Raw genomic sequence first — 20,804 nt, 5'->3', positions numbered from 1 at the left:
TTCATTTCGCATCGTGGAATGCTGCTCACTGGGAGCGTGCATGTGGCGAATGTCATTCCATGAACGGATGTGTGGGGAGTTGGTTCGATTGAGCGTTTTGTGAGGAAGTGCCCCTTTAGTCCTAATTGTCTGACCAATTGATTTTTTAGGCTCGCAGCGGGGGACCGTGAGAGTCCTCGGCGCCACGCGCGCCCCATCTCCACAGTGCGGAGCTAGCATGACTACGGAGTCGTCAGCACAAACCACGTCCATTCCGCCTCTGGTCATTCGAAGCGCCATCGTTGCCTCTCTCGGCGGCCTGCTCTTCGGCTTTGACACGGCGGTTATTTCCGGCGCGGAAGAAAAACTCACCGAGCTGTACGCTCTCTCCTCCATGGGTGAGGGCATGATCGTTGCCATCGCAACCATCGGCACGATCTGCGGTGCCATCGTCGCCGGTAAACTCGCCGACCGCTTTGGTCGTAAACCTATCCTCTTCTGGATTGGTATTCTCTTTGGCGTCGGCGCCCTGGCAACCGCCCTGGCGCCTGTTCCTACACTCAATCCGGTCGAGGACGGTAAGTTTGTGGCCGCGTCCTCTTTCCCGATTGCCTTCTTCATGCTGTTCCGCTTCCTCGGGGGCATCGGTGTCGGCTTGTCTTCGGTGGTCGCACCTATCTATACCGCTGAAATTGCGCCGGCCCGCGTGCGCGGACGCCTGGTGGGTCTGGTCCAGTTCAATATCGTCTTCGGCATTCTCCTGGCCTACGCCTCGAATGCAATCATCCGCGAAATTGTGCACGAAAACATTGCTTGGCGTTGGATGCTCGGTGTCATGGCCGTGCCCGCTCTGTTCTTCCTGATTTTCCTTGCCACCGTCCCCGAGACTCCTCGCTGGCTGTTGGCCCACGGACACGATGAACGCGCCGTCAAGATTTCCGAGCGCCTCACCTCCACGCAGGAAGAAAGCAGCGAGCAGATCGCCGAGATGAAGGCGCAGATCGCCGAGGATGCCTCCGGCGGCAAGGTCGCCTTCTTTACGCGCCGCTACCGCAAGGTTATCCTCATGGCCTTCTGCATCGCAATGTTCAACCAGCTCTCCGGCATCAACGCGATCCTCTACTACGCGCCCAAGGTCATGAAGCAAGCAGGCGGTGAGCTTGTGCTGGGACCGGCATTCCCCTACGTCGCATCCGTCATCGTCGGCCTCATGAACCTGATCGCCACCATGGCCGCCCTGACCATTATCGACAAGCTTGGTCGCCGTCAGCTCATGATCGTCGGCTCCATTGGCTACCTCGTGTCGTTGGGCTTCCTGTCGGCCATCATGTTCGCCTACAAGGGAGGAAAGTTCGAGCAAAATAGCGCGGTTCCGGTGTGGCTGATCCTCATAGGCCTGCTCGCCTTCATCGCCTCTCACGCCTTCGGTCAGGGATCGGTCATCTGGGTCTTCATCTCCGAGATCTTCCCGAACCGCGTGCGCGCGCGCGGCCAGTCGCTGGGTTCACTCACACACTGGGTCTTCGCCTTCATCACGACGTATGCGTTCCCGGTCCTCACAGATAGACTCGGCGACGGATTCGCGTTCGGTATCTTCTTCCTCGCGATGGTCGGTCAGCTATTCTGGGTCCTGAAGGTAATGCCCGAAACCAAGGGCATCCCGCTCGAAGAAATGGAAGAGAAACTGGGGTTGACGAATGACTAGAATCGTGAACATCGGGGAAGCTCTCATCGATGAGATCACCCGCCCAAACAGTGAACCCGTCGAAGTTGTCGGGGGATCGATGCTCAACGTCGCAGCCGGCCTGACCCGGCTGGGTCACGAGTCCGAGCTGGCGACCTGGTTCGCCCGCGACGCTCGCGGCGACAAGGTGCGCGCGCACGCAGAGGCTGCCGGTGTCACCCTGACGCCCGGCAGCGACGGCGCCGAATTCACCACGGTCGCCCATGCGACTCTTGATGAGCGAGGCCGCGCCACCTACGAATTCGATCTGTCGTGGGACGTGCCCTCCGTGGAGGAACCCGACACCGTCGGACACCTGCACACCGGCTCCTACGCAGTCGTCCTCGAGCCGGGCGCCGACAAGGTCCTGGCCGCCGTCAAGCGCCAGGCCATCCGGGGCACGGTTTCCTACGACCCAAACATTCGCCCTGCCCTGCTGGGCACGCCGGACGAGGCACGCCCGCACGTCGAGGCGATCGTGGCCCTCGCGGACGTCGTCAAGGCGTCGGACGAGGACCTGAAGTGGCTCTACCCGGGGCGCCCCGTTGAGGACGTTATCCGCGAGTGGTCGCAGTCCGGCCCGTCCCTAATCCTGTGCACGCGCGGCCCCTGGGGCGTCTACATCAAGGCTGCCGCAGAGCGCGACATGCTGGTCGTCGATCCCCTTGACGTCGAGCTGGTGGACACAGTGGGCGCGGGTGACTCGCTGATGGCCGGCCTGATCTCCGGCCTGGTTGACGCGGGACTCCTGGGTTCGCCCGAGGCGAAGCAGCGCCTGCGTGGGGCGTCGTGGGACCATATCCTGCCCGCCATTCACCGCGGCATCGTCACCTCGGGTATCACGATTCTGTACCAGGGTGCATACTCACCCACGCGCGACGAGGTTGCAGACATCCTGGCAGCCGATCGGACGCTGCGAGGCTGACGGGGGAGTACTCCTCAACTGATGGGGGTGGGTCCGGCTGAGCGGTCGGACCCACCCCCATATCAACATTGATGATTGACAAAGTGGCGGGGTGGCCGGAAACAAAACCGGTCACCCCACCGTCACGACAACAGGAGAGCGTCAGCCGATCGACGCGATCGCGAAAGTGATGGGCGCGCCCGAGCCGTCGCGGCGCTCGTCCTCTTGGGGCAGCTCCACGGGGGAACCATCGGCCGACGCGGCCCGCCCCGGCCTCNCGGATCCTCCAAGATTTTGCGCAACGAGGCGATCTTTGCCGCCAGCTCGTCGCGCTCGGTCTCTAACTCGATACGAGAGAACTTCGTGAGGCGGCGCAGACGCAGCTCAAGGATGTAATTCGCCTGGGCCTCGGACAGGTCGAAAGCCGTCATCAGGCGCTCGCGTGCAATCTCCGCGTCATCCGAGGACCGAATGATCGCGATGACGTCGTCGATGTCCAAGATTGCGATGAGCAGGCCCTCGACCAGGTGAAGGCGATCCTCGCATTTTGCCAGGCGGAAGCGGCTGCGGCGTGTCGTCACATCTATGCGATGATCCAGGAACACCTGGAGCATCTCCTTCAGGCCCAGCGTGCGCGGCTGGCCGTCCACGAGGGCCACGGCGTTGATCGAGAAGGAATCCTCCAGCGGCGTGCGCTGGTAGAGCTGCTGGAGCACAGCCTCCGGGTTGAAGCCGTTCTTCACCTCGATGACCAGGCGCAGGCCGTGGATGCGGTCGGTGAGGTTCTGGACCGACGAAATGCCCTTCAGGCGCCCCGCGTTTGCGTTCTCCTTGATCTTCTCGATGACCTTCTCCGGACCCACCATATACGGCAGCTGCGTGACGATGATGCCCATCTTGCGGGCCGTCACACGCTCGATTGTGACCTTTGCGCGCGTCTTGAACGCGCCTCGACCGCTCTCATATGCCTCCTTGATGCCGTCAAGGCCAACAATGACACCGCCCTCAGGCAGGTCGGGACCCGGAATGTAGCGCATCAGGTCGGCGACAGCGGCCGACGGGTGATCCAACAGGTGAATAGCGCCCGCGATCGTTTCCGTGAGGTTGTGGGGGGCGATGTTCGTCGCCATGCCCACCGCGATACCCGATGCGCCATTGACCAGCAGCTGCGGGAAAGCAGCGGGGAGAACGTCGGGCTGCATGAACTGGTTGTCGTAGTTGGGAACGAAGTCCACCGTGTCCTCGTCCAAACCCGTCACCAGGTCCAGCGCGGCGGGCGCCATGCGTGCCTCGGTATAACGTGCCGCAGCGGGGCCGTCATCCAGCGAACCAAAATTCCCATGGCCATCGACCAGCGGAACCCGCAGATTGAAGGGCTGCGCTAGACGTACCAAGGCCTCGTAAATCGCGGAATCCCCATGCGGGTGGAGCTTACCCATGACTTCGCCGACGACGCGCTGGGACTTCACGTGTCCCTTGTCGGGTCGCAGACCCATCTGATCCATCTGGAACAAGATGCGACGCTGGACAGGCTTCAGGCCATCACGTGCGTCGGGCAGGGCGCGCGCGTATATGACGGAGACGGCGTACTCGAGGAAAGAACCGCGCATTTCAGCGGATACGTCGATCTCGGAGATGTTCTCGTCCTTGTCAGGAATGTCGACGACCTGGTCCTTCTTAGCCATACGCGCAATTATTGCGCGGGAGGGCGCTCATTTCGACTGGCACGCCGCTTCGGGGCACAATTGGGGAATGGACACATGGACCCGTATTGAACGAAGCGGCTTCTACCCCAGGGCAGTGGAGCGCGCGCTGCGCCGTGCCCTGGGACAGGTTGAACCGCTGGCGACACTGTGCCAGGTAGATACGGGCTTCGACCGAGGCTCCGTGTTTCGTCACCTCACCGTTGTCTCCCTGACCCACCGGGCCATCGTCCAACTGCACGTCGACGAGCTGGACGGCGGCTCCGCCAACATTGCCACGGCCGTGCATCGCGTCGAAGACATCGGCGGCTATTCCACGATGGAGGTCTTCTCTGACCCCGAACACGCAGACGGCCTGACCGAAATGACGATCGCGATGGATCTGAAGGGTGCGCGACGCCTCGACGTGGAACCAGCCCGGTGCGAAGACCCCACGTGCATCGCGGACCACGGCTACACGGGCACCTCCTATCCTGACGACGTGACCTTCCGTATCTCGGCGGCCGCAGATGGACAAGACGCCCTCGATGAAGCCTTCGATTTCGTCGATCATCTCGCGCGGCTGATGGGTACACGCGGTGAGTAAGCGCATGGAGCCTCTGAACCTGACCGGCGCTGACCTACCGGGTCCAGGCGAGTCCTCGATCACGGACATTATTCCCGCAGCCCTGGCTACCATCGACCCGACCCTGCCCGGGGCATCGCCACAAGCAGCCCGCGTCCTTGACCTCGAGGTGGGTGCACGGCAGGTGCTTCTCATCCTGGTCGACGGTTTCGGCTACGAACTTATGGTCGACCACATGGGTCATACGCCGACCCTGCGTGCCGTGCGCGGTGACATCCGTTCGATTCACACGATTGTTCCTTCTACGACGTCGGCCGCGATCACCGCGTTCGGCACCGGAGCGCGCCCGGGCACTACCAACATGGTTGGTTTCTCGGTCGCGTACGGCAGTGGGACCATGAACCTGCTAGCCATGGAAGGGGGGCCTGCGCCGACCCAGTGGCAGCCGGTCCCCACCTTCTTTGAGCGTTTGGCCGCCGAAGGTGTGTCTTCAGCGGTCGTCTCACCGGCGCGTTTCGCCGGATCTGGTCTGACGGGTGCGGCGCTTCGCGGCGCCCGCCACGTGCCCGCAGACAGCCTTGACGAACGCGTCAGTGCTGCGCTGCGCGAGCTGCGCGCTGGTACCCCTGTTGTCTACCTCTATTGGTCCGAGATCGATCACTCAGGACACGGTCACGGCATCGGTTCCGACGCATGGGTCGGTCAGGTCGAACAATTTGACGCCGGCCTGGCTGTTCTCCTGCGCGGCCTGCCGCACGGTGTTCGTACGATCCTGACCGCCGATCATGGGATGATCAACGTTGATCGTTCTGCAATCTGGGACGTGGCCTCCACGCCCGCCCTGCGTTGGGGTGTGCGGATTATTGCGGGTGAGACGCGTGCTGCTCACGTTCACGCGCAGGTGGGGCACGCACGCGAGGTAGAGGAACGTTGGCGCGACACGCTGGGCGATAGCGCCTGGGTGTTGTCGCGCGATCAGATGCCCGCACTCATCGGTGAGGGGCAAGGAGCCTCGATCGTCGGTGATCTGTTGGTGCTGGCGCGAGGATATGGCGGAGTGGTCGATTCTCGTACACAAAGCGCGTCGGCCATCGCGATGCCGGGCGTTCACGGGTCAGTGACGTCGGCGGAAATGCGCATCCCGGTGATCGCCCTGTCCTAATGTTAACGGTGCGGCTAGCCGGGATGCCAGTGCCTTTAAGGCTTGGATCCGAAGAGGATCTCATCCCAGCTGGGCACCGAGCGTCGGCCTTTCTTTGAGGCTGCGTTGCGGGCAAGGCGGCTCGACGTCGGTCCCTGCGCGGGTACGGATCCCGTCACGGTGGCGGCAGTATCCGCTGTGGTGCCGGGGTTGCCGTCGGGTGAAACCGCCTTCATAGGGATCGCAGGGGTCTGTTGTTCATCCACCCCACTCGAGTCCTCGGCGGTCTCGGGGGTCGCGGTCGTGTCGGAGAGCCACGGCAGTGCGTGGGACGAGGTCTGGGTTCCTTCATGCGCACCACGCTGGTTCAACGGAATGGCCCCCGTGAGCGGAGGATGGGCGGTGGAATGCTGCGAGTTCGTCGGGAGAAACGTGTCTTCCTGGGAGGATGCGGGTTCAATCTTCGTTCGTGCGGAGGCCAACGAATAGATGCGTGCGGAGATCGGCCCGGTGGAGGGTTCGGGTTCAGAGGAGTCGTCTTCAGCGGCGATGGCCGCCATGTATTCGGCTTCTTCGTCCACCTCCTCGCCCAGGTCAACCTCAATCGTTTGACGTTTTCCGCGCGCCGCATTGAGCTGATCGATGAGGGCCTCGCGGTTGCGTAGGTCTTCCTCGTCGGGGTCCGGCACGGGGGTGGGGCGTGCCAGCGAGGTGAAAATCGATGCGGTGGGGGAGGCTGAGACCTGCTCGGTCAGCCACTGTGCTTCCTGGTCGATGGCCTCGAGAGTGCCAGCATTCGACAGGTGCCAGTGTGCTGCGTGCTCGGATGCGCCCTGCACGAAGGTAACGATAATCTGCCAGGGGTCGCCGACCTCGCGCATGGCTGTCCATTCAAGGGAGGAGGGATCAACACCGCGAGCCGCGAGGCGGTCGAGGACCAGGTCCCCCATCGTGGGGCCTCCCTCACCGATACGCACCGCGCGGGCGCGTGCGAGAGCGTAGTCCTTTTCTGCCTGTATGGGAGCCTCGAAACGCTCCACCGCGTGCACGTCCATGTCGTGCTTGCTGGCGATTTCCTGAGGGGTTGCGCCCGCGCGCAGGAGCGCTTGAATATCGCGAGGGGCCAGCGTCGGGCGCGACGGCGCAACCTCAACGCGGGGACGGTCNGGGGTACGCAGCAGCTGCGCATCCGAGGACACGAACACGAGGTCTGCCGCGTTGGAGCACTGATCGAAGCCCACGAGGCGATCGCCGTCCTCCAAGGTGATGACCTCCCACTCGTCGCGCTGGAGCACGTCGGGACGCAGGCGCTTGACCGTGCCGCGTGCTGTGCCCATCGCAACCACGGCCTCGCCCTCAGGATCCAGCAAACCAACGGCGGAAACGTCCGAGTGCAGCAGCAGCGAGGACGGCATGGCGCCCGCCAGCGACAGGCCTGTCTCAAAACGGGGGAGTGCCGGCAGATCCACCACGTCAATGCGGTGCGCAATACCGTCCTCCGTCACCACAGCCACCTGCGAGCGGGCCGTCGATGACAACTGCGCGCGCCAACCATCCGAGGCCGCACGTGGACCAGGCTCCAGCGGATCTCCACCCTCGATGCGGGCCAGAGCACCCGATGCGGACAGGACGACGACGCACGGATCGTCCGGGATCTGTAGCTCCAGGCCCTTGCCGGAGCGCGATACCGATGGCAACGCCGCCAGTGCGGCATCCTCGGCGCCCGTGGCCGCGCCTACGGGCGTGCCCGTCGAGGCAAGCAACAGCGTGCGTCGCGGCGTGCCCAGTCGATCCGAGACCTCGCGCAGCTCCTTCTTCACGAGCGCGCGCAACAGCTCCGGATCCTCCAAGATTTTGCGCAACGAGGCGATCTTTGCCGCCAGCTCGTCGCGCTCGGTCTCTAACTCGATACGAGAGAACTTCGTGAGGCGGCGCAGACGCAGCTCAAGGATGTAATTCGCCTGGGCCTCGGACAGGTCGAAAGCCGTCATCAGGCGCTCGCGTGCAATCTCCGCGTCATCCGAGGACCGAATGATCGCGATGACGTCGTCGATGTCCAAGATTGCGATGAGCAGGCCCTCGACCAGGTGAAGGCGATCCTCGCATTTTGCCAGGCGGAAGCGGCTGCGGCGTGTCGTCACATCTATGCGATGATCCAGGAACACCTGGAGCATCTCCTTCAGGCCCAGCGTGCGCGGCTGGCCGTCCACGAGGGCCACGGCGTTGATCGAGAAGGAATCCTCCAGCGGCGTGCGCTGGTAGAGCTGCTGGAGCACAGCCTCCGGGTTGAAGCCGTTCTTCACCTCGATGACCAGGCGCAGGCCGTGGATGCGGTCGGTGAGGTTCTGGACCGACGAAATGCCCTTCAGGCGCCCCGCGTTTGCGTTCTCCTTGATCTTCTCGATGACCTTCTCCGGACCCACCATATACGGCAGCTGCGTGACGATGATGCCCATCTTGCGGGCCGTCACACGCTCGATTGTGACCTTTGCGCGCGTCTTGAACGCGCCTCGACCGCTCTCATATGCCTCCTTGATGCCGTCAAGGCCAACAATGACACCGCCCTCAGGCAGGTCGGGACCCGGAATGTAGCGCATCAGGTCGGCGACAGCGGCCGACGGGTGATCCAACAGGTGAATAGCGCCCGCGATCGTTTCCGTGAGGTTGTGGGGGGCGATGTTCGTCGCCATGCCCACCGCGATACCCGATGCGCCATTGACCAGCAGCTGCGGGAAAGCAGCGGGGAGAACGTCGGGCTGCATGAACTGGTNCGCGAGGGGCCAGCGTCGGGCGCGACGGCGCAACCTCAACGCGGGGACGGTCGCGGCGCGCCGCGCCACGGAGCTCGTCGGAGATCAGAACAGAGTAGCGTTCACCCTGGGCGTCAGTGAGCACCAGGGATTCGCCATCGGCGCTGGTCCCGAGCAATTCGAGCTCAATCATCGCTTCCTCCTCATACGTCACGGTGGAATCGTCTCAAATTATGCTGTCAATGTCGCGTAGCCGTGCGCGTGTCACATATACGATGGCACATTACTCCAACAAGTGTTATCCTCCCTGCGCATAGACACTCGTATTTCGACCGTACGAGGGTGAAAGGGGAGAACCATGGCAACCGATTACGATGCGCCTCGCAAGAATGAGGACGAGGTCTCGGAGGATTCGATTGAGGAGCTGAAGTCCCGTCGCAACGATGCCGGCTCTGCTGAGATCGAGGAAGACGAGAACGAGGCCGCCGAGAATTTTGAGCTTCCGGGCGCTGATCTGTCAAAGGAAGAACTCACTGTCCATGTCGTGCCCCGTCAGGACGACGAATTTACCTGCTCGCAGTGCTTCCTTGTCCACCACGCCTCGCAGCTCGACCACGTGGATGCCAACGGTAATCCCGTGTGCACCGAGTGTGCGATGTAAGGTAGAAGGATGTTCGGACGCAAGAAAAAGACACACGAGGACGACATCGACGAGGTCGAGGTCCTGCCTCGCTTGAGCGATGAAGATGCAGAGATCTGGGCTGAACCCGGACCCCGCAACTATGGGGATGTGGACACCTCCGAAGGCTACGTCGACATGGGTGCTATCTTGTTCCCGGCCCGTCCAGGCATGCAACTGCGCACCCAGGTTGCCGACGACGGAACCACGGTCCTGCAGATTCTCGTTGTGCTCGGTGACTCGGGTATCCAAATGAGCGTCGCCGCAGCTCCGCGTTCCGGTGGTGTGTGGGATGAGCTACGCGACGAGATTCGCGCGGGCTTCGAAAAGCAGGGGGCGAAGGTCGCGGACATTCGCACGCGCTACGGCAATGAACTGCTCGTCGACATGCCGATGACAATGCCCGATGGCCGCACGGCGACCTCGCGTATGCGCGTCCTGGGCCGTGAAGGCGACCGATGGTTTGCGCGTATCGACATTATCGGTCCGGCGGCGGCTGATGCCGAGTCAGGACTCGAGATCGAGAAGGTCATCGACCGCATCGTCGTTCGCCGTGACGAACACCCTCGGACTCGGCTCGAACTCCTGCCCGTCCACCTGCCCGCGGGTGTAAAGGAAGCCTGACATGGCCTCGTGGATCTCACGGATTGGGGCAGCACTTGGCCTCGATAAGGACGCTCGTTCTCTGGATGCTGCCCTCGACGAGGACTCGGCGCGTGCTGCGCGCGGTGTCACGCCCATCCGAGACGTGAGCGAACGCAGCCACGCACTTGTCTTCGGAACCCTCCTGGGGATGACCTACCCGCCCGAGGAAGGACCCCAGCGTGTCCTCGTCGCTACACTCTATGACGGCACCGACACCCTTGAACTGCGCTGGCCAGGCCGCTCATCGATCCCTGGTCTGAGCGTCGGCGCACACCTAGAGGTCGAGGGAACCGTCGGACGCTTCGGCGAGCGCCTCGTCATCATTAACCCGCTCTACCGCGTCATTGCGGGGGAGGGTTGATGTCGGCTCCGCGGTGGATGAGCCAGGCGACGTCGGAGGAGTTTTCCTGGTCCCAGGCCCTGGGCGGCACGCGAGGTGTCATCGAGGCGACCGTTCCAGGCCTCATCTTCGTCATCGTCTACGTTGCCACGCATGCGCTCACCCCCACGCTCGTCGCTGCCTCGTCCATCGCCCTCATCGCGTGCATCATTCGTCTCATTCAGCGTCAGAGTATCCGCCAGGCTCTCTCCGGCTTTTTTGGCGTTGGGGTCGGCGTCGTGTTTGCAGCAGCCACCGGGCGCGGCGAAAACTATTTTGTGTGGGGCATCATCACCAATGTTGCCATGTCCGCTGCCTTCGCGGTGTCTGTCCTGGTGCGCGCCGCCCTGGTTGGATTCTTTTACGCGGCGGCGACGGGCCTGCCCCAGGGGTGGCGCACAGACGCGTCCCTGCGTTCGCTGCGCCACAGCTGCGACCAGCTCACATGGTTGTGGGCCGGAATCTTCGGTCTGCGCGCCGCCGTCCAAGCGCCTCTGTGGGCTAGCGGCGCGGTCGCTGCGCTTGGCGTCGCTAAGCTCGCACTGGGCTTGCCGCTCTTTGCGCTCGGCGCATGGTTAACCTGGCGGGGTTTGCGCCCCTACTCTCCACTTTCTGATACGGGTTCTTCCGAGGACGGGGCGACAGACGCGCGCAGCTGATCCAATGACTTTGCATCCCCGTCCGGCACGAGCAGAAGGAGTTCATCCGAAGCCTCGAACACATCGTCCGCGCTGGGTGTGAGCGGGCGACCGTCTCGCAGCAGCGCGGCGAGTACGGAGCGCGGGGGCAGCTCAAGGGAGTGCACGCGCTTGCCCACCACCGGTGAATCATCAGGCAGAATGAGCGCGTGCATGGACACAGCTGCCGTGTTGAAGGAGAACAGACGCACGGGAATACCGACCGAAACGGCCTCCTCGACGAGTGCTGTCATGATACGCGGGGTCGACACGGACACGTCGACTCCCCACGCCTGATCGAAGAGCCACTCATTCTTCGGGTTATTGAGGCGCGCGACCACGCGGGGGACCGCAAACTCCGTTTTGGACAGCAAAGAGATAACGAGGTTCGCCTTATCATCGCCCGTTGCGGCGACCATGACATCTGCTTCCTCAACAGCGGCGTCGCGCAGAGCATCGGGTGAACAAGCATCCGCCAATACCCAGTCTGCGTCCGCGACAGAGGAAATGCGTAGTTTTTCGGGCATCTTATCGATGAGTGTGATCTCATGACCGTGAGCTAGCAGCTCCAATGCGACGCTTCGGCCCACCGATCCGGCCCCTGCGATGACGATTTTCATGCTTATGCCTCCAGCTCCGGAGGATTCGACAACTGCTCACGCAGCGGTGCCGTATCCGTCCCGTTGATCGCGAAGTAGAGTTGATCGTGCTCCTGGACGACAAAGTCGGGAGATGCCGTTCGAATCGATCCCAGGCGCGACGTGAAGATAATCCGACAGCCAGTGAGTTCCTCGACGAGCGCGAAACTTAGGCCGTACCAGCTCAGAGACGGTGTCGCATTGACGAGACTAACTGAGCCAGTCGGGTGAGACCAGATGAGTGACGCGTCGGGTGGAAGCATACGGCGCAGCACGGACTCCGCCGTGCGTTGCACGGAGGCCACCGTGGGAATTCCGAGACGCTCGTAGAGGTAGGCGCGCGCCGGGTCGTAAATCCGAGCCACGACGTGTTCGACGTGGAAAACCTCACGTGCGACGCGTGCCGCGATAATGTTCGAGTTATCACCCGAAGACACCGCTGCGAAGGCATAGGCGTCCTTAATGTTGGCCTGACGCAGGCAGTTACGATCCATTCCCACGCCCGTCACTCTGCGGCCCGAAAAATTGGGGGAGAGGCGCGAAAATGCCTTGGAATCGTGGTCAATAATGGCCACGGAATGACCCGCTGCGTCGAGCGTTGATGCCAGGCGGGCGCCGACGCGCCCGCAACCCATGATCACAAAGTGCACGACAACAAACTACTCCGCTCCGCGCCGAATAGCCACGCGTGCTCAATTCTTCGTTCCCGGTGGTGGGCGTTGTGGACTACGCTTATGCACTGTGATGAATTTGTTGGCCTATGCGAAGCGCGTGCTCATCGGACGCCCGATGCGATCGGACGCGATGGGCCACCAGCTTCTTCCCAAACGCATTGCACTCCCGATCTTCGCCTCAGACGCGTTGTCTTCGGTAGCTTACGCGCCCGATGAAGTCCTTTTGACGCTGGCGCTTGCAGGTTCGATGGCGGCCCTGCAGTCGGTGTGGGTGGGCGTCGTTGTCGCCCTGGTCCTTGCCGTAGTTGTCGCCTCCTACCGTCAGACAGTCCACGCCTACCCGTCGGGTGGTGGCGATTATGAGGTTGTGACCACGAACCTTGGTCGATACTGGGGTCTTCTCGTGGCCTCGGCTCTGCTGGTTGACTACATTTTGACGGTTGCTGTCTCAATTTCGTCCGGCGCTAACTACATCACGACGGCTGTTCCTGCATTGCTCGGTCACGAGGTCCCCATCGCGGTTGCCCTCGTCGTCATCTTGGCGACCCTCAACCTGCGTGGCACGCGCGAGGCCGGTAGCGCGTTCGCGGTTCCCACTTACGTTTATATGGGTTCCATCGGGCTGATGGTCGTCGTTGGCTTCGCGAAGCTGGCGATGGGCCAACTGGGACAGGCTCCGACGGCAGCCTATGATCTTGTCGCAGTCCCTGGGCATGTTGACGGCCTGGCCGGTCTGGCGGGCGCCTTCCTACTGATGCGTGCGTTCTCCTCGGGATGCGCGGCTCTGACGGGCGTGGAAGCCATCTCGAATGGCGTCCCGATGTTCCGCCGTCCCAAGTCGCGCAACGCTGCGACGACACTGGCAATGCTGGGTGCAATCGCGGCATCCATGATGATCTCAATCCTTGTGCTCGCCAGGCTGACTGGTGTCAAGATCGTGGAGGACCCTGCGACACAGTTGACCCTCAGCGGTGCTCCTGTCTCCGAGAAAACACCCGTTGACCCAGCGATTTCTCAGATCGCATCGGCTGTCTTCGGGCAGGGGTCCATCCTTTTCATCCTCATCACCGTGGTCACTGGATTCATCCTGGTCCTGGCCGGGAACACGGCGTTTAACGGCTTCCCGACCCTGGCGTCGGTCCTCTCGCGTGACGCTTTCTTACCCCACCAGATGGAGCGCCGCGGCGACCGCCTTTCGTATTCGAATGGCATCGTTGTTCTCACGGTCGCAGCGATTGCGCTGATCGTGGGTTTCCACGCACAGACCACGCGTCTGATCCAGCTCTACGTCGTCGGTGTCTTCATTTCCTTTACCCTTTCGCAGCTGGGCATGATTCGTCATTGGAACCGGCAGCTGCGCACTCGCCAGTCTGGTCAGGAACGCATGAGTGTGCTGCGCTCGCGCGCTGTCAATATCGTCGGCTTCATGATGACCGGTGCGGTCCTCCTCATCGTCCTGGCTACCAAGTTCATGCATGGTGCGTGGATCACGCTGGTGATGATCGCCGTCGCATACGGACTCCAAATCGCAATCCACCACCACTACGAGACTGTCCGTAATCAGCTGCGTGTTGACGACTGGCACGCGCGGCGCGCGCTGCCCACCCGTGTGCGTGCACTTGTCCTCGTGTCGTCACTGTCGCGCCCAGCGATGCGAGCGATCGCGGCCGCCCGTGCGTCCTCGCCGACCTCGATCGAGTTGGTTTCGGTCGTCGCCGACGATGAGGAAGAAAACAAGATTCTGCGCCAGTGGAGGGCCTCGGGTGTTCCGGTCCCGCTGACACTGCTCTCAGCGCCCTACCGCGACATCTCCTCGGTTATCCTGCAGTACGTGCGAGGGCGCCGCCGCGCCATGCCCACGGAGATGCTCGTCATCTACATGCCGCAGTTCCTGGTGGCTCACTCGTGGGAGAACTTGGTCCACAACCAGTCCGGTCTGCGCCTGCGTGCTGCGCTGCTGAGCGTGCCGGGTGTCGTTATCACGATCGTGCCCTGGCAGCTGGGCGAGGACGACGTCGTCGAAGGTCGTCAGCGTGTCAATGATCCGTTCCTGCGCGTAGGGGTCCCTTCCTTGACCGAGCCGTCTGCTCGCGCTGTAGAACCCGCTGATCGCCGGGGTCCCGCTGTCGCTGAGGAGACCTCATGAGTCCCCGTTCGCCTCGCCGCCGCCCGTCGCAACGCCGTCGTTCCGATTTCGCGCGTGTGCGTGCGGGCATCGGCGAGGTCCTCGAGTTGAGCGTCGGTGAACCCGCTCATGGAGGTGCGTGCGTCGCTCGCGATGCCAGTGGCCGCGTCGTGTTCGTGCGGCACACAGCCCCGGGCGAGGTCGTCCGCGCACGCGTCACCGCGGTCCAGAAGAATCTCGCGTGGGCCGATGCAGTGGAGATTGTTTCNTGGTTTGCACACTCACCCGCTAGCGGTGCTTCCTGCGCTCCTGCATGCGTGAACCCCATGAGGTTTGTGTGCGGGCCTCAATCGCGCGGCGCTGGTCGCGGTACATGCGATCCACCAGCTCGCGCTCGGACACCCAGCCGACGACTCGTCGATCGACGTCAACGACCGGTAGAGCCTGCAGGCCTGTGCGCCGCAGCGCCCCAAGAACCTCGGATGGGAGAGCTGAGGCAGTGACGGCCTCGTCAATGAGAGGCAATTCCGACATGGGTGAGTCCAGTGAGCCGTCCTCCTGTGTCAGCTCCGCTAAGCGTAGTGAGGAAACGAGTCCCGTGAAGCGTCCTTCCTCATCCACAACGGGCAGTGCGGTCTCCTTCGTGCGGCGCAGCGCAGACAACGCGGAGGCGACGGACCGTGACGACACGAGGACCTCGGGGGCGGGGGTCATCCACTGTGATGCCGCGCGTGTGCCCAGGAGTGTACCTTCGACCGGGTCATCGAGCACGTCGCCTCGACGGCGAAGCTTCTCCGTGTAGATCGTCGCCCGGGTCAGGAAACGCGACGCCCCCGTCGCGATCACGACTGCGAGCATCATCGGTAAAATCAGTGAGAACTGGCCCGTCATCTCTACGATGATGAGCACCGCGGTCATCGGAGCGCGCGCCGCACCTGCGAAGGCCGCGCCCATGCCGACCACCGCAAAGACCCCGACAGGCGAGTTGGTCAGCGGCGACAGGAGCATACCGTAGGCACCGCCCGCCATCGCGCCAATGAATAGTGTCGGTGCGAAGACGCCGCCCGAGCCGCCCATACCGATAGTGAAGGAGGTGTACAGGGCGCGTCCTATCATGAGCGCCAGCAGGAAACCAATCGAGTAGGAACCCGCGATCGCCTGCTCCTCCAGCGGATAGCCTGATCCGTACATGTAGGGGAACGCGACGAGGCCCGCGCCGAGGAACAAGCCCAAGATACCCGGGCGCGCCCACTCGGGCAGGCGCGTCCGCGCCCACACCCAGTCGATGAAGTCTTCTGAGGAATAGAGAATCTTCGAAAAAGCGAGGCCGCACAGTCCAGCGACCAGACCGAGGAGAGCCACCCACCACATGTCCGACATGGACGCAAAAGTTAGGTTGTCGGCCACCCGCACGACCATCTCATCACCCTGGAGGACACGTGCCACGATGGAGGAAGTGACGGCGGACAGTACGACGAAGCCGAAGGTCTCTGCCGTGAACTCGACAAGGATCACTTCCAGGGCGAATACTGCACCGGCGAGCGGCGCGTGGAAGGTTGCCGCGATACCCGCTGCCGACCCGCATGTGGCGAGCAGGACGATGCGAGAGACAGGCATGTGCATCCACGAGGCAATGGTTGAACCAAGCGAGGCGCCTACCTGAACGATCGGACCCTCGCGTCCAGCTGAACCGCCTGAACCGATGGTGAGGGCCGAGGCCAGAATCTTCACGACCGCGACACGCCCCGGAATGCGTCCACCCTTGCGTCGGACAGCGAGCATGACCTCGGGGATGCCGTGACCCTTCGCGGAAGGCGCAAAACGTTGGATGAGTGGGCCATAGATAAAGCCAGCGATGGCGGGGGACAGTAGGAGGAATAGCCACGGGGACCAGCCCCACAGGCCGTGTGCCTGTCCGATGTGCGTCGTGTACTCCTCGACACCGGTTGATACCCAGGTCCATGCTCGGATCGCTAGGTTAAAGAGGACAGCGGCAGCGCCAACCACCGCGCCGACGAGCGCGGCTGCCACGCCGAGCAACGAACGGTGTGCGGCAATCGTGTGGCCGACGCGAACGCGCGTCCCCGCGGCCATCTGATCGTGGTGCGGGGACTTCGTTAACGGTGTCACAGGTTAGCGATCTCAACGTGAATGGGATTATCGGTGTCGATACCCCAGACGGTCCGGTAGAAGGACAGCTCGGACAGCCACGCATCTTTGATGTTGCGCGCCGATCGGAAGCCGTGCCCCTCGCTCCCGTAGAGCTTCAAGGCCACGGCGTTTCCGTTCGAACGCAGCGCCTCGTACATCTCCTCGGCTTGCTCTGCGGGCACAACCGCGTCGTCGGTCCCATGCAGGAGCAACAGGGGGGCCGTTATGTCCGCCACGTGGTTGATTGGTGAGCGCTGAGTCCACACGGGGTCGGACATGTCACTGCTGCCCATCAGGATCGAGTCGTAATGCGACTCGAACTTGTGGGTTGTCGCCGCCAGCTTCGCCAGGTCCGCGATGCCAAAGAAGGAAGTCCCCGCAGTGAACACGTCGGAGGCTGCCAGCGCGTTGAGCACCGTGAAGCCCCCGGAGGAACGCCCACGGATCGCCACGCGCGCAGGGTCGACTCGACCCAGGTCGATGAGGTACTGGGCGCCGTCGATGCAGTCCTGGACATCCATGACACCCCAATGACCGTTCAGGCGTTCACGGTAGGCACGACCAAAGGAAGTCGAGCCGCGGAAGTTCACGTCGAGGACTGCGAAACCTCGGCTGGTCCAGTACTGGAAAGGCACCGACAAGCCGGGGCGCGTGGAGCTGGTTGGACCGCCGTGCACATTGACGATCAGCGGGGGAAGCTCACCCTCGGGGGCCGCGAAGTCGGGATTGACGGGCGCGTAGTAGAAGCCGTGCGCTTCCTCGCCGTCCGAGGTCTTCCACGACAGCATTTCGGCCGGGGACACTAGGGCGGTCGGTACCTCGGCCTCCGAAGAGGGCCGCAATACCGTCGTCTGACCGCGTGACACCTCGACAATCGCCGGCGTATGCGTTGAGGAATCTGCCAGGAATACGACGCGGCCATCAGCAGCGGCGACGTTACCGATCGGCCACCAGCCGGTCGCCCACTCCTCGGTCAGTCCATTATCGATTCGCACGGTGCCGATATGCCAGACCTGGTCTTCGGCCCACGAGCACACCAGGTAGTCGTTGTCGAAGTTATCGTAGGAGTGCAGTCCGAGGTGCCAGTGTGGGTGGGAGAAGGCGCGCTTACCCGGGTGCAGGGAGCGGGTACGCAGGCGCGACATCCACGCGTTCGGCTCCTCACCTTCCTTCCACGTGAAACCCTGGGTGCGGTACAGGTTTGCCCAACCGGAGGAATCATCGACGTGAATGAGATCCCCATCAAGGGTCCAGCGCGGCTCGTAGACGCATACGCCCGGGCGGTCAACCAGGACGACCTCCCGGTCGATCGTTCCCTCAAAGGTCAACGATGCGACGTGCAGCTGCGAGTAGGTCCACGGCATATTTGGATGGTTCCACGACAGCCACGCAAGTTTTGTGCCATCGGGGGAAACCGTCGGGGCTTGGGCGAAGTCTGTTCCGCCAAAAACGGGGATGATCGCATCATCATTGCGCGCTGCTGACCCGTCCAACGGGATTGCGACGATCGAGTTTACGGGTTCGCCATCGCCCGAGTGATCCTCAGCGACCGCGTAGACGAGGTCTCGCACGTCGGCGATCCAAAAGTCTCCGTAGCGGACCTTCGACAGAGTCGTCAAGGGGCGCGCGCCTCGGCGCGGCTCCGAGGTGTCAAAGGCGTAAACACGACCGTCCGTGCGGTCGGAGAACACGATAAGCCCGTGGTGAACCGCGTAGGCTTTGCCGCCGTACTCGTGGACTCGCGTGCCGACATCGGGCAGTCGGACACCGTCGATCAGTGGTAGGACCTCTCCCGTTTCACCGGTGGGGCGACGGCGCAGAAGTGTTCCGCGTCCTCCCTCCAGCGGATGCCCCTCCACCCAGTAGGTGTCCGGACCATCGACGCGGACCTGCGACAGGGTGACGGAACGAGCAGTGAAAGAATCGCCCGTGATCGGGGACTTCCAGATGCCGTGGGGCGCGACGGTGACGGACATAGTGCCTCCATAGATCGGTTGGCGTACCAATACCTGTATCTTAATGCGCGCGTAGGAGCACCGCCTGTATCGGGAGGTCAAGCGTTCCCAATTTGATCTGTAGGTGAGACGATGGGCATCTACACTAGGAGGCATGTCTGGAGCACCACACGCGCGTGATCTGCTGTCGCGCTGCACCACCCCTCGGGAGCTACGTCGCCTCGAGCGCGGACAGCTCGATCGGCTCGCAGCGCAGATCCGTTCATTTTTGATCGAGAACGTCTCACGAACCGGTGGACACCTGGGTCCAAATCTGGGTGTCGTCGAGCTGACGATCGGACTGCACCGTGTGTTTCGCTCTCCACAGGACACGATCGTATTTGATACCGGCCATCAGACCTACGTGCACAAGCTTCTTACAGGGCGCCAGAACTTCTCGTCACTGCGTCAACCTGGAGGCCTGTCGGGTTACCCCTCGCGCGCAGAATCCGAGCATGATGTTGTGGAATCATCCCACGCCTCGGCCTCACTCGCTTGGGTGGACGGCATTTCGCGCGAGAAGCACCGCCGGGGCGAACGAACATGGACGGTCGGCGTCATCGGCGACGGGGCGCTCACCGGGGGACTCGCCTGGGAGGCACTTAACAACATCGCGGCCTCTAAGCATCGTCGCATCGTCATCGTCGTCAACGACAACGGTCGCTCTTATGCTCCGACGATTGGTGGCCTTGCAGACCACCTGGACGCGCTGCGTACTTCCGCGGGTTATGAGAAGGCCCTCGCCTGGGGCAAACAGCACCTGCTCAGTCATGGCACCCCCGGACGCGCCGCCTACGATGCGCTCCACGGCCTCAAATCCGGGATTAAGGATGCGCTCATACCGCAGGTCATGTTCGAAGATCTTGGCCTGAAGTACATTGGTCCCGTCAACGGACACGACATTGGCGCCGTCGAGACGGCTCTGCGGCGAGCCCGCACCCTTGAAGAACCCGTCATCGTCCATATGATTACCGAAAAGGGTCGCGGCTATAAGCCCGCCGAAAAAGACATCGCGGATCGTTTCCATGCCGTCGGCCCGATTCACCCGGAGACGGGGCTTCCTGTTGCCCCCGAGCGTTTCGGATGGACAGGGGTCTTCGCTGACGAAATCTGCTTGCAGGCGGGCGCGCGCAACGACATCGTGGGAATCACCGCAGCGATGATGCGCCCTGTGGGCCTTGGGCCTATGCACGAGGCCTACCCGGGGCGTGTCATCGACGTGGGTATTGCGGAAGCCGAAGCCGTTGCGTCCGCAGCGGGCATGGCGTACGAGGGGGCTCATCCTGTTGTCGCCCTCTACGCGACCTTCCTCAATCGGGCCTTCGATCAGCTCCTGATGGACGTGGCCTTGCACAAGGCGGGTGTGACGCTCGTCCTCGACCGGGCTGGGGTTACCGGTGCCGACGGGGCCTCACACAACGGTGTCTGGGACATCGCCATGTGTTCCCTCATCCCGGGCCTGCGGCTGGCTGCCCCTCGTGATGAGGACACGCTTCGCACCGAGCTACGTGAAGCTCTTGACGTCGATACTGCGCCCACCGTCCTGCGTTACCGCAAAGGTTCCCTGCCAGAGCCAATGCCCGCGCTGCACACCGTCGGGGCAGTGGACGTCCTCCTTGATGAAGCCTGCGTGGATTCGTCCGTTAAGCTCCTGATCGTGGGGGCCGGCGCATGCGCCCCAGACGCCATCGAAGCCGGGAAGCGTCTGGCCGCGGATGGTATCAGCGTCACTGTTGTCGACCCGCGCTGGCTTCTGCCTATTTCGCGTGACCTGACGCAGATGGCATCCACCTACGATGCCGTGATCACCGTGGAAGACGGAATCGTTCACGGCGGCTTCGGATGGGCGCTGCGTGAGGCTTTAGTCGGCTCTGGCATTCCCGTGCGGTGCCTGGGAGTCCCACAGGTGTTTCCTGAACACGGCGATCGCACCCAGATGATCGCAGGCTTCGGCTACGATGCGGACGGCATCGAGCGTTCTGCGCGAGACCTCGCTGACAAGGTTTCAACGAACTGACGCGCGAGCGAAGTTCCCTGGGATATACACGTCGATGCCCCAGGGAATTCTTACCGCCAA

Annotated in this window: 14 protein-coding genes and 4 pseudogenes; 11 read left to right on the top strand and 7 right to left on the bottom strand. The window is 62.8% G+C overall.

The features are described from left to right. The first annotated feature begins 217 nt into the window (after nt 1-217). The gene (locus tag BQ7477_RS07570) at nt 218-1,684 is read left to right on the top strand and encodes a sugar porter family MFS transporter (protein WP_073983420.1); all 1,467 of its coding nucleotides are present in this window, start codon (nt 218-220) and stop codon (nt 1,682-1,684) included. Further along, a complete protein-coding gene (locus tag BQ7477_RS07565; protein WP_073983419.1) occupies nt 1,677-2,627 on the top strand; it encodes a PfkB family carbohydrate kinase in 951 nt (316 codons plus the stop codon). Before BQ7477_RS07570 ends, BQ7477_RS07565 begins: the two co-directional genes overlap by 8 nt. Nucleotides 2,628-2,884: 257 nt before the next feature. Here BQ7477_RS07565 and BQ7477_RS07560 read toward each other — a convergent pair. Then, nucleotides 2,885-4,291 (bottom strand): annotated as a pseudogene (locus BQ7477_RS07560) (DNA gyrase/topoisomerase IV subunit A); the annotation flags it as partial. 67 nt (nt 4,292-4,358) lie between these two features. Here BQ7477_RS07560 and BQ7477_RS07555 point away from each other — a divergent pair. Further along, nucleotides 4,359-4,895: a DUF5998 family protein gene (locus BQ7477_RS07555; protein WP_073983418.1), complete on the top strand. Its 537-nt coding sequence runs from the start codon at nt 4,359-4,361 to the stop codon at nt 4,893-4,895. A 4-nt stretch (nt 4,896-4,899) separates the two neighbouring features. Then, the gene (locus tag BQ7477_RS07550; RefSeq protein WP_420884437.1) at nt 4,900-6,036 is read left to right on the top strand and encodes an alkaline phosphatase family protein; all 1,137 of its coding nucleotides are present in this window, start codon (nt 4,900-4,902) and stop codon (nt 6,034-6,036) included. Between the two features lie 35 nt (nt 6,037-6,071). Here BQ7477_RS07550 and sepH (BQ7477_RS13040) read toward each other — a convergent pair. Next, a pseudogene (gene sepH, locus BQ7477_RS13040) lies at nt 6,072-8,783 on the bottom strand (septation protein SepH); the annotation flags it as partial. A 4-nt stretch (nt 8,784-8,787) separates the two neighbouring features. Continuing rightward, nucleotides 8,788-8,958, bottom strand: a pseudogene (gene sepH / locus BQ7477_RS07535) (septation protein SepH); the annotation flags it as partial. 165 nt (nt 8,959-9,123) lie between these two features. On the opposite strand from sepH (BQ7477_RS07535), the gene BQ7477_RS07530 reads away from it, so the two are divergent. Genes BQ7477_RS07530 through BQ7477_RS07515 form a run of 4 tightly spaced genes read left to right on the top strand, consistent with a single transcriptional unit; the run spans nt 9,124 to nt 11,127 of the window. Next, nucleotides 9,124-9,426: a DUF4193 domain-containing protein gene (locus BQ7477_RS07530; protein ID WP_021611298.1), complete on the top strand. Its 303-nt coding sequence runs from the start codon at nt 9,124-9,126 to the stop codon at nt 9,424-9,426. Between the two features lie 9 nt (nt 9,427-9,435). Continuing rightward, nucleotides 9,436-10,068, top strand: coding sequence for a DUF3710 domain-containing protein (locus BQ7477_RS07525; protein WP_073983416.1), 633 nt, complete (start codon nt 9,436-9,438; stop codon nt 10,066-10,068). A gap of 1 nt (nt 10,069) precedes the next feature. Beyond that, nucleotides 10,070-10,450, top strand: coding sequence for an OB-fold nucleic acid binding domain-containing protein (locus tag BQ7477_RS07520; RefSeq protein WP_073983415.1), 381 nt, complete (start codon nt 10,070-10,072; stop codon nt 10,448-10,450). Then, a complete protein-coding gene (locus tag BQ7477_RS07515) occupies nt 10,450-11,127 on the top strand; it encodes a DUF3159 domain-containing protein (protein ID WP_073983414.1) in 678 nt (225 codons plus the stop codon). The genes BQ7477_RS07520 and BQ7477_RS07515 overlap by 1 nt, the downstream gene beginning before the upstream one ends. Here the strand turns inward: BQ7477_RS07515 and BQ7477_RS07510 are convergent. Together BQ7477_RS07510 and BQ7477_RS07505 are read right to left on the bottom strand one after the other, a co-directional pair. Beyond that, nucleotides 11,067-11,765, bottom strand: a complete 699-nt coding sequence (locus tag BQ7477_RS07510; RefSeq protein WP_073983413.1) for a potassium channel family protein — start codon at nt 11,763-11,765, stop codon at nt 11,067-11,069. The two genes, BQ7477_RS07515 and BQ7477_RS07510, sit on opposite strands and share 61 nt — an antisense overlap. 2 nt (nt 11,766-11,767) lie before the next feature. After that, entirely contained in the window at nt 11,768-12,418 is a 651-nt protein-coding gene (locus BQ7477_RS07505) for a potassium channel family protein (protein ID WP_418911969.1), read from the bottom strand. A gap of 109 nt (nt 12,419-12,527) precedes the next feature. Between BQ7477_RS07505 and BQ7477_RS07500 the strand changes: the two genes are divergently transcribed. Further along, a complete protein-coding gene (locus BQ7477_RS07500) occupies nt 12,528-14,603 on the top strand; it encodes an APC family permease (RefSeq protein ID WP_234968750.1) in 2,076 nt (691 codons plus the stop codon). Next, nucleotides 14,600-14,848 (top strand): annotated as a pseudogene (locus BQ7477_RS07495) (TRAM domain-containing protein); the annotation flags it as partial. The gene BQ7477_RS07500 and the pseudogene BQ7477_RS07495, both read left to right, overlap by 4 nt. A gap of 22 nt (nt 14,849-14,870) precedes the next feature. Here the strand turns inward: BQ7477_RS07495 and BQ7477_RS07490 are convergent. Further along, nucleotides 14,871-16,676 carry a chloride channel protein gene (locus BQ7477_RS07490; protein WP_073983410.1) on the bottom strand — a complete coding sequence of 602 codons (1,806 nt, stop codon included), beginning with the start codon at nt 16,674-16,676 and terminating at the stop codon, nt 14,871-14,873. A 32-nt stretch (nt 16,677-16,708) separates the two neighbouring features. Continuing rightward, complete coding sequence (locus BQ7477_RS07485) at nt 16,709-18,709, bottom strand: S9 family peptidase (protein ID WP_073983409.1); 2,001 nt, start codon at nt 18,707-18,709, stop codon at nt 16,709-16,711. A 133-nt stretch (nt 18,710-18,842) separates the two neighbouring features. Here BQ7477_RS07485 and dxs point away from each other — a divergent pair, with 133 nt between their 5' ends. Next, a complete protein-coding gene (gene dxs / locus BQ7477_RS07480; protein ID WP_073983408.1) occupies nt 18,843-20,744 on the top strand; it encodes a 1-deoxy-D-xylulose-5-phosphate synthase in 1,902 nt (633 codons plus the stop codon). The last annotated feature ends 60 nt before the right edge of the window (nt 20,745-20,804 follow it).

The organism is Actinomyces bouchesdurhonensis, assembly GCF_900128465.1.
GTDB classification, from domain to species: domain Bacteria; phylum Actinomycetota; class Actinomycetes; order Actinomycetales; family Actinomycetaceae; genus Pauljensenia; species Pauljensenia bouchesdurhonensis.
The sequence above is the reverse complement of the archived record's forward strand: the minus strand, read 5'-3'. Positions and strand labels throughout refer to the sequence as shown.

Excerpts from the sequence above, each read along its gene's own strand:
- BQ7477_RS07550 (WP_420884437.1), top strand. The coding sequence starts at position 4,900 with ATGGAGCCTCTGAACCTGACCGGCGCTGACCTACCGGGTCCAGGCGAG.
- BQ7477_RS07525 (WP_073983416.1), top strand. The coding sequence starts at position 9,436 with ATGTTCGGACGCAAGAAAAAGACACACGAGGACGACATCGACGAGGTC.
- BQ7477_RS07570 (WP_073983420.1), top strand. The coding sequence starts at position 218 with ATGACTACGGAGTCGTCAGCACAAACCACGTCCATTCCGCCTCTGGTC.
- BQ7477_RS07485 (WP_073983409.1), bottom strand. The coding sequence starts at position 18,709 with ATGTCCGTCACCGTCGCGCCCCACGGCATCTGGAAGTCCCCGATCACG.
- BQ7477_RS07490 (WP_073983410.1), bottom strand. The coding sequence starts at position 16,676 with ATGGCCGCGGGGACGCGCGTTCGCGTCGGCCACACGATTGCCGCACAC.
- BQ7477_RS07555 (WP_073983418.1), top strand. The coding sequence starts at position 4,359 with ATGGACACATGGACCCGTATTGAACGAAGCGGCTTCTACCCCAGGGCA.
- BQ7477_RS07510 (WP_073983413.1), bottom strand. The coding sequence starts at position 11,765 with ATGAAAATCGTCATCGCAGGGGCCGGATCGGTGGGCCGAAGCGTCGCA.
- dxs (WP_073983408.1), top strand. The coding sequence starts at position 18,843 with ATGTCTGGAGCACCACACGCGCGTGATCTGCTGTCGCGCTGCACCACC.
- BQ7477_RS07505 (WP_418911969.1), bottom strand. The coding sequence starts at position 12,418 with ATGGGTTGCGGGCGCGTCGGCGCCCGCCTGGCATCAACGCTCGACGCA.
- BQ7477_RS07565 (WP_073983419.1), top strand. The coding sequence starts at position 1,677 with ATGACTAGAATCGTGAACATCGGGGAAGCTCTCATCGATGAGATCACC.
- BQ7477_RS07515 (WP_073983414.1), top strand. The coding sequence starts at position 10,450 with ATGTCGGCTCCGCGGTGGATGAGCCAGGCGACGTCGGAGGAGTTTTCC.
- BQ7477_RS07500 (WP_234968750.1), top strand. The coding sequence starts at position 12,528 with ATGAATTTGTTGGCCTATGCGAAGCGCGTGCTCATCGGACGCCCGATG.
- BQ7477_RS07530 (WP_021611298.1), top strand. The coding sequence starts at position 9,124 with ATGGCAACCGATTACGATGCGCCTCGCAAGAATGAGGACGAGGTCTCG.
- BQ7477_RS07520 (WP_073983415.1), top strand. The coding sequence starts at position 10,070 with ATGGCCTCGTGGATCTCACGGATTGGGGCAGCACTTGGCCTCGATAAG.